Raw genomic sequence first — 12,224 nt, forward strand, 5'->3', positions numbered from 1 at the left:
AATCTGAAAAGCTTTAGTCATCAATCTCGCTACTCCAGACACACTAAAGGCTCCTTAAGAAACCTCTGATTAGCCTGGGCGGAGCACAAAATGACCTTTGTCGTAATGGAAAATTGTATTAAATGTAAGCACACTGACTGTGTTGAAGTCTGCCCGGTCGATTGCTTTCATGTCGGGCCAAATTTCCTCGTCATAGACCCAGATGAATGTATCGACTGCACCTTGTGTGAGCCAGAATGTCCTGTAGATGCCATTGTCTCGGAAGATGATTTGCCTGATGATCAGGCACATTTTCTTGAGCTTAATGCCGATCTTGCCAAAGTCTGGCCAGTGATTACCGAAATGATCGATTCGCCAGAAGATGCCGATGAATGGGACGGTAAAGAAGGCAAGCTCGAACTCCTGGAACGATAGTTTTTGGCAACGATAGTGCTATGACGCCGTCGAATAGCAGCGCTTGTCACCAACTCATTGCCTATGGCGAGAACCCTGTTGCGCTGCTTGCCAAGCAAATTATTACCGAGCAAGAAAATCTTCTGCCTGACCTGACACACGTCACGGTCTTAATCAACAACCCCAATCAAATCTCTGAACTACGGCGTCAACTGTTAGTTTGCGCTACGGCATCTGGCTATAATGGTTTGCTCGGGCCAACCGTATGCAGTCTGCGTGATTACGTTGCCGAACAAAGCAGCCTTAGTCAAGCGATCATTAGTAATCGTGCGCGCGAACTAATGCTTTATAAGGCATTAGCTCAGCGCCAAGAGTTATTCGGTACGGTATCAACCTGGTTTTTAGTCGATAACTTGCTGGCTTTATTTGATGAGCTCAGCGCCAACCACACCCCACTGCCTAAAGACTCTAAGCACTTTGTTGAGACCTTAGCAACGGCTTATGGTTTGCAACACTCTGTTAACCCAGAACAAGCCGCATTGTCACCTCTTAACCGTGAAACCAACATTGTTCACACGCTATGGCATGCCTATCAAGAACAACTCGATGCCTACGATTACACCGACGATGCAACCGCCCATAGAAAAGGCCTGCAACAACTTATTAATGCACCTTCCCTTAGCGTATTTTATGTCGCAGGCTATCACCGCTTGCTGCCTGCTGAACTTGCATTCTTACAGCGCCTAGATGCAAACAAACAAGTGGGGATCTTTTTACACGGACAACAATCAACATGTACTGACGAAACCGACCCGAACCAACTCCCCCTCAGCCAATTACATAGTGATATCGCCATACACCCATTGCTCAGCGCGTTTAGCTTTGAGCAAACAGCTGGCGTGCGTTCAACTGGCACCCATTCAGCTTATAGCGATTTCCTTAATAATACGTATACACCGTTAGCCAGCACCGAGTCGTTGCAACGCATCGGCATCAAGCAACGTGCTCAATCATTTAGTCAAAAGCACCCGCAAAGCCCAGCAAAACATCGCTTGCGTTTATGTAACAACACCAGTGCCGAACATGAAGCACAGGCTATCGCTTTACAGCTAGTACATTGGCGCAAACAGGGCAAACAACAACTCGCCATTATTACTGAAGATCGCCGCCTTGCGCGTCGTGTGCGGGCATTACTTGAGCGTGTTGGCCTTACTGTTAATGACTATACTGGCTGGGCACTGTCCACCACCAGCGCAGCAGCAGTAATAGAATGCTGGCTCAGCCTTATCGAACAAGATTTTGCCTACCAACCGTTACTTGATTTGCTCAAATCACCTTTTGTCTTACCTAATTGGGATCAAGCCAAGCTGTCTAAAGCCACCTATCGCTTTGAGCAAGACATTATTCGCCGCGAAAACGTGCAGGCTAATTTAGCGCGCTATCGCTCTTCTATTCATTCGCGCCAAAAACGCCTGCAATGGCAGAATAACGATGTTAGTGAATTACTTGATGCCATTGAGTATGCGGCACAGCCGATTATACGGTTCACCAAAACAAAATCCTTGTCCAAACAAGACAGCAGCCAAAATTATTTGCTGAGTGATTTATTGTCAGCAGTTGAACTGAGCATGCAACGTATCGGATTAATATCGACATTGCAAAACGATGAAGCCGGTCATAACATTATTGAACAACTACAAACCCTGCAATCCATAGCCGAAGCTCAAACAGAAACCTTGCCCTGGCAAGCATTTCGCCAATGGCTGGCACGCTCATTCGAGAAAAGCTATTTTCAGTTGCATCGAATTGAAGGCGGGATTGCCTTGTTGCCAGCAAGCCAGTCAAATCTTGAACAATTCGATGCGCTCATTATTGCCGCTGCCGATGCCAGCCATCTACCTACGAGGACAGCGGTCTCACCGTTGTTCAATCAATCGGTACGCAAAGAGCTAGGGCTCCGTACACAAACAGATGAACTGCAAACGACTTTTTATCATTTTCGTCGTTTGCTTGAGTGCGCACCTAATATTCTTGCCACCTACACCACTGACCATAACGGCCAGCCACAAACCCTGGCACCCTGGCTACAACTTATTAATGCCTTTCATCAAATGGCTTATGGCCAAGATCTGCACGACCTTACGCTTGCGACAGCAGCCAGTGATTTAACACTATCTAACTTCAATGACACACTGCTACCCACAAAGTTACTGCGGCCTGCTCCACGTGTTAGCCCTACTCTGTTACCTAATATCTATTCAGCTTCTAGCTATCAACAACTAATTGACTGCCCTTACCGCTTCTATGCCGCGCAGTGCTTACAGTTGTCAGCCCCTGAGCAAATACGTGAGGCATTACAAAAATCAGACTATGGCGAACTCGTCCATCGCTGTCTGCAGGCGTTTCACAGTGAGGTAAAAGGGTTGCCGCAACCCTTCTCCCCAGCACTAACTAAAGATTCACGCCAGGCGGGCATCGATCACCTTAACGATATTGCTAAACAGGTATTCGCGACTGACCTGGAAGATAATGCACTGCACCGCGTTTGGCTCGAACGCTGGCGTAATGGCATACCCACCTACATTGACTGGCAAATAAAACACGCTGAAAGCTGGCAGTTTTATGGCGGCGAATGTCGTACCGAACTAGCACCGACAACAGACCAATACGGACTAAAAGGGCGTATCGACCGCGTTGACACCAGCAATAACAGCGATGCCGTCATAGACTACAAAACCGGAACAACCGCCAAGAAAAGTGAGGTTATGACGGGTGAATCAGTGCAATTACCTTTCTATGCCATGCTTTGGTCTCGTCCCGTTAGTCAATGCAAATACCTTGAGCTAGGGGATAAAGTCAAAGAAACCATTATCGAAGGCGATGACCTGGCCAACATTACTCAAGACAATCAACAACGCCTCAACACACTGCATCAACAACTGCATCAGGGCGCAACATTACCCGCCTGGGGTGATGAAGGTGTTTGTCAATACTGTGAGTTTCAAGGTGTTTGCCGCAAACAAAGCTGGCAATCTGAGCCAGAGCAATAAAACGATGTTAGCACTTAAATCCCATATTAACGTTACGGTTTCTGCTTCAGCAGGAAGTGGAAAAACGTATTTATTGGTAAGTCGGATTATCTGCTTACTGTTAGACGGCAGCGCCCCCAATAGTATTGTCGCAATCACCTTTACTCGCAAAGCCGCTGGCGAAATGGCTGAGCGGCTTAATGAAAGGCTTTATGAATTAGCCTCTATTGACGAGCAGCAACTCATTGACAAATTACAGGCTCTTGATCTGGATTCATCTTATAGCGAGCGTGCTCGATTGCTCTATGAAACGCTGTTACTCAACCCACAGTCTGTAAAAATAACCACCTTTCATGCCTTTTGTCATGACCTGCTACAACGCTTTCCCTTGGAAGCAAATATTAACCCCGGTTTTGAATTGCTGGAGTCAAGCACTCTACTTAAACATCAGGCTTGGCAACGTTTGCTTAATGGCGCCAGAAAAAAATCATCCAATAACCTCAATACTGCACTTGACCATTTGTTCAACGAGTGTAGCAACCCAAACAGTGTTGAAGAGCTCTTACTTAACGATTTTCTTGAACATCGCAGTGACTGGTGGGCATTTACCGAAAACCAGCGTGACCCTGTTGCCTACGCAACTCGAAAAATTCGTGATGTATTACAATTGGAAACTCAATCGTATGAGACACTTTCACTATCAGATTCCCTGCGTGAACAACTTAAGCAGTTTTCATTACTATTAGAAAAGAACAAAAACAAAACAAATAGTGGGTTCGCACTTACACTCAATACCTTGCTCACACACATGCAGTTTGACATTGACAAACTGCAAACACTGCATGCCATATTTTTTACAACAGATAAAAACCCAACATTACGCAAAAGAAACCCCAGCAAGGCGCAAGCCAAACGTATGGGCGAAACTAACGAAGACACTTTTATCACGCTGCATCATTCACTATCACAGACCGTCGCTGATTTACTAGACAGACTGTATCGTGAAAAAACAGCCATGATCAGCCATGCCTGGTATACCGTTGGCAACCAATTGCTGACATTTTTTCAAACTATTAAGCATGAGCAAAACTGTCTCGATTTTTCTGACTTGGAATGGCAAGTGTATAAACTTTTGTCCAATAGCGAGCAGTCGCATTGGGTACAATACAAGCTCGACCAACGTATCGATCATATTTTGATTGATGAGTTTCAAGATACCAACCCGACACAATGGCAGATGCTTTATCCCTTGCTTGAAGAAATTACCGGGCAAACCGAACGACAGCGAAGCGTGTTTATCGTTGGTGATGGCAAACAATCTATTTACCGTTTTCGGCGTGCTGCACCCGATCTGTTTATCGCTGCACAATCGTGGCTTGAAAAACAGCCAGCACCACATCATGCCTTACGCTTAGACCAATCGCGTAGATCGTCGCCAGCGATTATCAATCTCGTTAACCAAGTATTTTCAGGCGCACGTACTGAGGGCACCACACCAGAGGGTTCATTAGCGATCAAGGGTAAAAAGCTCGTCGATTTTCAAGCCCATGATACGGTGCATCAAGACCTTTGGGGGCATACTGAGTTATTACCCTTGATCGCCAACGAAATCCCTGAAGAAAAAGAGGTAAGCGGTCAAAGTAACATCGATCACACTCTACGCAACCCGTTAGTGACACCAAGAGAGGTTGACATCGATGAACGCTATCAACAAGAAGGCCAACTCATTGCACAAAAAATTTCAGCCCTTATCAAAAACAATACCGCTATTACTGACAATGGCATAGCACGCGCTATTGATTATGGCGACATCATGATTTTGGTGAAAAAACGCCGCCATGTTGCTGACTATGAAAACGCCTTATTGGCCGCAGACATTCCTTTTATTGGTACGCAGCGCAAGTCATTACTTTCGACTCTGGAAATCCAGGATATGCTGAGTCTATGCAATACGCTACTGACTCCACATAGTAATCTTGCGCTAGCAGTCGTGCTGCGCTCACCCATTTTCGCCTGTAGCGATAAAGACCTGAGCACTTTGGCTGCGGCCAGTAACGACAAAACACTGTCTTGGTATGCACGATTAGCGTTACTTGAACAACCCAGCACAACACTAGCACGCGCATGCACCTTGCTCACACAATGGCATACGCTGACCGGCAAGCTGCCGGTACACGATTTACTTGATCGTATTTATCATCAAGGCAATATCATTGCCCGCTATATGGCGAGCTTGCCGCCACATTATGTGGCTAAGGTAAAAGCAAATCTAACGCGCTTTATTGAATTGGCGTTAGAAATCGATAGCGGCCGCTATCCGAGTTTGCAGAAATTTATCTATCGCCTAGAGCTTTTGCAAAAGCGTAAGGAATCACCAGATGAATTACTACTTTCAGGCAACAAGCAAGCCGTAAAATTACTGACCATTCATTCGGCTAAAGGTTTGGAAGCGCCCGTCGTGTTTATTGCCGATACCGGTAATCAAGCAAGTCGTAATCAGCGACACCATAGCTTGATCGATTGGCCAGCCAACAAGCAGCAACCTGATTACTTTTTTCTGTCCAGCATGTATCGCGACAGCATAAGCAAACGTCTTATTGAAAGTGACAAACAAAAAGAAAGCGTCGAAGATGCGAATTTACTGTATGTCGCCATGACCAGAGCACGACAGTTGTTATTTATTAGCGCAGTCGAACCAAAAAAAGGTGACTGGAAAAATAGTTGGTATGGACACATCGCGCAGCAAGTCGCCCAGCAATCCAACAGCGAATTTGATACATCACGTGGCTGGTCAGCAGAAACGGGAACTCAAGCCGCCCCGATGAATAAAGGCAACCCAGGCATTGTAGAGAGCCTCACATTAAGCAGTAGCAATCAAACGACCGAACAATGGCATGACTATACCCCCATCGCAATCCAAGACTCTGTTTCGCCCTCCCAAGAGGAAGAGCACGCAACAGCCCCTGATGTTCAAGAGAGCCTTGATACGGATGCAATCATCTACGGTAATACGACCCATCGCCTACTCGAATTGCTGTCTTCAGATAGACTACACGCCTCAAGCACAGCCGATGAAGTCATTCGCCAACTACGCGGCCTGCCTCATGGTTTTGATATCACGACCTGTTGGCAGGATGCACTAGCAGTTTATACGGCAGCTGAATTACAGGCCTGTTTTGATGCCACGCACTATCAGAATGCCTACAACGAAGTCAATGTCAACGCCATAGATAGCCAGGGCCAGCAACGCTTTGGGGTTATCGACCGGCTTGTCGTTGATGACAAGAGCGCACTGATTATCGATTACAAGAGTCGGCAACATTTGCCTGACGACTTAGAACAGTTAGCGCAAGAGCACCGCGAACAACTGTCTCGCTATCGAGCAGCAGTCAAACTGCTATGGCCTGACAAAACAGTGAGTGCGGCAATATTATTCACCACACAAAAGAAGTTGGTTAAACTTACTTTCTAAGACTGGAATGGCACTTACTTAAGCTTCTATCAAATGACCATTAGTTAATTGGCTCGTCATTCCGGCATTTTTTTGGCCGGAATCCAGGGATTGATAAATCTAGATTCCGGCCAAAAGCCCGCCGGAATGACAGATAAGCTCTTAAGTAAGTGCTATTCTTTTAAGGAGCCTCTGATTAATTCTGGAACAATGAAATTGCCGACTGAAATATTCCAGATCAAGGCACGAATCGCAGCCAATAGCGGGACTATTGGCAAGATTCGTAACGCAGAGCTGGGATATTTCAGGCGCAAGATCGTGTTTCATGAATTAATCAGAGGCTCCTAAGACTGGTTTTGTTCTAAAGCTTGCAACAAACGTTTTGCTGGCACATAACCGGGCATCAAGGTACCGTCTTCAAGGATGATGGTTGGTGTACCACTAATACCAATCTTTGAAGCAACTTCCATGTGTGCATCAATAGGGCTCTCGCACTTAGTTTGTGCAAATTTATCACCGTTTTTTGCCTGTGTCATAAGTGCTTTTTTATCTTCACCACACCAGACTGAAACAGCCTTGAAATAAGAAGGCGTATCAGGCCCACTACGAGGGAAAGCAGCATAACGAACAGCAATACCAGCATCGTTATAGGCCTGCATTTCGCGGTGCATTTTGCGACAATAACCGCAATCAATATCAGTAAACACGGTAATAGTGTGCTTGGGCGACTCTGGCGCGAAAACAATCATATCTGCTTCATCCATCGACTGAACTAACTCAGCACGCAGAGTCGTCTGTTTAGCTTCGGTCAAGCTGACTTTCGTTTTAGTGTCAAGGATATTGCCTTGCAGAAAATAACGGCCATCAGCACTAATATAAAATACCCGTGTACCAAAAACAACTTCATAGAGACCGTCTACCACACTCGGGTTAATACTGTCAGCTTCTAACTCAGGCACAAGCGCCTTAAGAGCTTGCTTAATCTCTGCCATATCATCAGCAGCAACACTCAGACCAGGGACACCAGCAATTAAAGCCAAGGACACTAGCAATAAAACGATCAATCGTGACATCAAATTACTCTCTATTGTAAAATCATAAGGTGAACAATATAACGGCGAGATATCCGCCAAACCTAGTCCGCATATTTCACAAAGGCGGACGATACTGGATAATGTTTAGTCTCAATGCCAACATTTTAGCTTGAACAAAGCGTGCTTTCCAGCGCGACAGTTTGTCCTGTTCAGTTGCAGAGGGAAGCTGGCTAAAGATTTGACCACAGCTTCAGTGATTAAATCCGTCATTTTATGATTTTTTAACCTCGCGGATGATGCTGAGCATGAAGTCGCTTCAATCGTTCTTTCGCCACATGGGTATAGATTTGCGTCGTCGACAAACTACTGTGCCCCAATAACATCTGTAAGACCCGTAAATCAGCACCATGATTGAGCAAATGCGTAGCAAAAGCATGACGCAGCGTATGCGGTGATACCACTTTATTGATTCCCGCAGACACAACATAGCGTTTGATGAGATGCCAAAATGTCTGGCGTACCATAGCCTGACCGCGATTACTGACAAATACGGCATCACTTTGTCGTTGCCGCAATAACTCTGGCCGTGCCTCAGCCAAATACTGTTGCAGGCTTAAAATAGCCTGTTCCCCCAGCGGCACTAAACGCTCTTTATTGCCTTTACCGACAACGCGAACCAAACCATCCGTTAAGTTTAGCTGAGATAGCTGCAAACCAATCAGTTCACTAACGCGCAAACCACTGGCGTATAAGGTTTCCAGCATGGCCTGATCACGTAAACCTTGCGCTGTATTAATATCAGGTGCATTGAGCAAGACATCAATATCTGATTCAGTGAGCGATGAGGGTAAAGGCTTCATATAACGTGGCGAATCGATTTGTGCTGTGGGGTCGGATTCTAATTCGCCTTCGCGGATCAAATACTGAAACAACCGTTTCACACTGCTCAACATACGCGCACTGGAGCGTGACGATTTACCTTGCTGTTGCGCGTGTGAAAGATACCGTAGTAAATACTCACGTGTTAAACCAAACAATTCATTGTTATTTTTTGCTGCCAGAGTGCGAGCTGGCTGAGATCACTACGGTAAGCGCTCAAGGTGTTTTTACTGAGGCCGTTTTCTACCCACAATACATCGAGAAAACGTTCAATAAGCGCCTGATCAGATTTATTCTCAGACTTGGTCATGAGCTAATCGCTAACGATCTTATGCTCATGATTGAGCAACCACTGTTTGACAGCAATATGTTTACCCACACCTGCGCCGGCAAAACCGCCAATGCCATTGCTGGCAACTATACGATGGCACGGCACAATAATAGGTACTGGATTGCGGCGACAAGCACCGCCAACTGCTCGCGGTGCGCTGCCTATATGTTTGGCTATTTCAGCATAAGTGGCAACTGCACCGGGCGGTATCTGTTGAATAGCCTGCCAAACGCGAAGCTGATGATCTGTGCCTTGTAAACGTATTGGCAAAGCCGACGGCGATTGCCCCAGCAGAAAGTAGTCTTTCAAAATCTTAATGGCCGCTGCCAATTGCTGGTCTTTGGTCTTGATATCTGCAGCTAAATTAGGCAGAAAATCTATGCCATATATAGACCCTGAACGCCAACGAACACCCAGCTTAATGCCATCAATCGGGATATCGAATACGGCATCGTAATCGGATGCGGCGGCCATCACTGCAAGATCTTCCAAGTATTCTGCCATAGATCACCAAAACTGCGCACTAATAACACTAAAGTACAAGCAGCAAAACGAAAGCAGGGTTCTATGTTGCCATAGAACCCTGCTTATTTTAGTCAGCTTTGGCTGCGCTGTTACGCACAAACCAACACTACACTGGGTTTTATTTGGCTTTTTTCTTTATAACCAGCTTCTCTTTAATGCGTGCTGCCCTACCGGTTAAGCCACGCAGATAGTAAAGCTTAGCACGACGAACATCACCGCGACGCACCACTTTAATGCTGTCAACCGCTGGGCTATGCGTTTGAAAAACACGCTCAACACCTTCACCATGAGATAATTTACGCACGGTAAACGCTGAGTTCAAACCACGGTTACGTTTGGCGATAACAACGCCGGCAAACGTCTGCAAACGCTCGCGTGTTCCTTCAATCACCTTCACTTGAACTTCAACCGTATCTCCAGGGCTAAATGCGGGGACATCGGACTTCAACTGTTCGGCTTCTATCTGGTCAATGATATTGCTCATTGGGATAACTCCTAAAAATAAAGCTGTTTAATCGTTACGTTTAATCACTTCTTGCTGGCTAATAAATTCATCCAGCAAGCAACGTTCTTCATTACTTAAGCGGCGCGCTGCAATCAACTCTGGACGTCGTAACCAGGTTCGACCCAAGGCCTGCTTTAAGCGCCAACGACGAATCTTTTCGTGGTCACCGCTGAGCAATACACTAGGTACTGCAATATCGTCCAACACTTCTGGGCGCGTGTAGTGTGGGCAATCCAAAAGCCCTTGAGCAAATGAATCTTGCTGTGCCGACTCGGCATCACCTAGCACCCCAGGCAACCAACGCAACATGGCATCAATTAATACCATGGCCGGCAACTCACCACCACTTAACACATAATCGCCGATAGATAATTCCATATCGACTTCGGCATCGATGATACGTTCATCAAGGCCTTCATAACGCCCCACCACTAACAATAAACGGGGACGCGCTATTAATTCTTGCAAAGTCGAATGATCTAACACCCGACCTTGCGGTGACAAATAGACACAATATGCCTTATCCGTCGCTGCCAACTGTGCTGCCTTAATGGCATTACGCAAAGGCTCAACCTGCATCACCATGCCTGGCCCACCACCATAAGGCCTATCGTCAACACTGCGATGTTTGTCTTGCGTGAAATCACGTGGATTCCACATTGCAAACTGTACTTGCCCCCTATCAAGGGGGGACAAAACCGAGCCCTGGGGTGCTACATGCTCGCCTCGTAACGCCCGACCCACTACGCCGTAGTCAGTCAACGCTGCAAACATTTGCGGAAACAAAGTCACGACATCAATACGCTTTATCATGACACTCGCCCTAATAGTCTGGCTACACCTAAAACTCTGGGTCCCAATCAACCTCGATGGTTGCACTGTCAAGATCAATCTGTCGAACCACATCACCGCGTATATACGGCACATAATGTTCGTGCTTGCCTGTCTCGCTACTGCTGCGAACAATCATTACATCGTTGGCGCCCGTTGCAATCAAATGGCTGATTTTACCGAGCATATAACCATCGATTGTAACGACCTTAAGGCCAATCAAATCAGCCCAGTAATACTCATCTTCAGCAATCTCAGGCAATTCTGAGCGCTCAATAGCAATCTCAGTGCTAACAAAGTTTCGCGCAAACTCAGGCGTCTCGAAACCTTCAATCAACGCCACTAAACCCTTGCCGTGACGTCGCCCTTCAATGAGTCGCCGCTTTTGCCAACCATCTTGCAGGCCAAGCTGCCAGCAACGGTAGTGCAATATATTCTCGATCGGGTCAGTGTAAGAACGGATTTTCACCCACCCCTTAATACCATAAACCCCAGCGATATGGCCGACTACGACCTTACTCAGGGTTAACCCGGAGCCTAATTTAGACGTCAAGATTGAGCGCTGTTAGACTCGATGCTATTAGACTTAATCAATTTATGAACGCGATCTGAAGGCTGAGCACCTTGGCTTAACCAATAATCAATGCGTTCAGATTTGAGCTGCAAACGAACTTCTTGGCCGGTTGCAACTGGGTTAAAAAACCCAACGCGCTCGATATAACGGCCATCGCGCGGCATGCGCGAATCGGCAACAACAACGTGATAAAACGGCCGTTTCTTAGCACCACCCCGTGCCAGACGGATTGTGACCATGTAATACTCTCCGGAAAAAATGCGATATTTCGGTAAAAACCGCGGATTATAGCTAAAACTGGGACTAAAAGTACAGCCTATCTCCAGTCTTGCTCTACCACTGCCCGTATTGACGTTATGGCTGGCAGCAAAAAGTCCAACTGTCATAAACAAAATGGCTCTTTTAACCTAAATAAATCAGTTGAATCGTAGCGAGGGCGTCTAAAGTGATAAAGATAAAGTGTTTTTTGCTAATTTTAGACGATCGCGTAGTCACTCTACGGGTGAGTCTACAATTAGCAAAAAACACTTTAGGTTTAGTGCATTAGGCGTCCACAGTAGATTTAACTGATTTATTTAGGTTCAACCTAAGCGCATACCAGGCATCATACGTTTGAGCATTTTTGACATGCCACCTTTTTTAAATTGCTTCATCATTCTTTGCATCTGAGTG

Annotated in this window: 9 protein-coding genes and 1 pseudogene; 3 read left to right on the forward strand and 7 right to left on the reverse strand. The window is 46.2% G+C overall.

Annotated features, from left to right (window positions below):
- The first annotated feature begins 90 nt into the window (after positions 1-90).
- Genes JKY90_08965 through JKY90_08975 form a run of 3 tightly spaced genes read left to right on the forward strand, consistent with a single transcriptional unit; the run spans position 91 to position 6,894 of the window.
- Positions 91-414 (forward strand): ferredoxin family protein, encoded by a 324-nt coding sequence (locus JKY90_08965; protein ID MBL4852387.1) that lies wholly within the window; start codon positions 91-93, stop codon positions 412-414.
- A 20-nt stretch (positions 415-434) separates the two neighbouring features.
- On the forward strand, positions 435-3,443 hold the full coding sequence (locus tag JKY90_08970; protein ID MBL4852388.1) for a PD-(D/E)XK nuclease family protein: 3,009 nt from the start codon (positions 435-437) through the stop codon (positions 3,441-3,443).
- Entirely contained in the window at positions 3,373-6,894 is a 3,522-nt protein-coding gene (locus JKY90_08975; protein MBL4852389.1) for a UvrD-helicase domain-containing protein, read from the forward strand. Before JKY90_08970 ends, JKY90_08975 begins: the two co-directional genes overlap by 71 nt.
- A 323-nt stretch (positions 6,895-7,217) precedes the next feature.
- Here the strand turns inward: JKY90_08975 and JKY90_08980 are convergent, their stop codons facing one another.
- The 7 genes and pseudogenes from JKY90_08980 to rpsP form a co-directional block, all read right to left on the reverse strand.
- Positions 7,218-7,946, reverse strand: a complete 729-nt coding sequence (locus tag JKY90_08980; GenBank protein ID MBL4852390.1) for a DsbC family protein — start codon at positions 7,944-7,946, stop codon at positions 7,218-7,220.
- Positions 7,947-8,188: 242 nt separating this feature from the next.
- Positions 8,189-9,096, reverse strand: a pseudogene (gene xerD, locus JKY90_08985) (site-specific tyrosine recombinase XerD).
- Positions 9,097-9,099: 3 nt separating this feature from the next.
- Entirely contained in the window at positions 9,100-9,621 is a 522-nt protein-coding gene (locus JKY90_08990; GenBank protein ID MBL4852391.1) for a methylated-DNA--[protein]-cysteine S-methyltransferase, read from the reverse strand.
- A 139-nt stretch (positions 9,622-9,760) separates the two neighbouring features.
- Positions 9,761-10,126, reverse strand: coding sequence for a 50S ribosomal protein L19 (gene rplS / locus JKY90_08995; protein MBL4852392.1), 366 nt, complete (start codon positions 10,124-10,126; stop codon positions 9,761-9,763).
- A gap of 27 nt (positions 10,127-10,153) precedes the next feature.
- Complete coding sequence (trmD, locus tag JKY90_09000; GenBank protein ID MBL4852393.1) at positions 10,154-10,960, reverse strand: tRNA (guanosine(37)-N1)-methyltransferase TrmD; 807 nt, start codon at positions 10,958-10,960, stop codon at positions 10,154-10,156.
- Positions 10,961-10,988: 28 nt separating this feature from the next.
- A complete protein-coding gene (gene rimM / locus JKY90_09005) occupies positions 10,989-11,534 on the reverse strand; it encodes a ribosome maturation factor RimM (protein MBL4852394.1) in 546 nt (181 codons plus the stop codon).
- A complete protein-coding gene (rpsP, locus tag JKY90_09010; GenBank protein ID MBL4852395.1) occupies positions 11,528-11,791 on the reverse strand; it encodes a 30S ribosomal protein S16 in 264 nt (87 codons plus the stop codon). The genes rimM and rpsP overlap by 7 nt, the downstream gene beginning before the upstream one ends.
- Positions 11,792-12,224 lie beyond the last annotated feature (433 nt).

It is taken from the genome of Gammaproteobacteria bacterium (assembly GCA_016765075.1).
In the GTDB taxonomy this organism is placed as follows: Bacteria; Pseudomonadota; Gammaproteobacteria.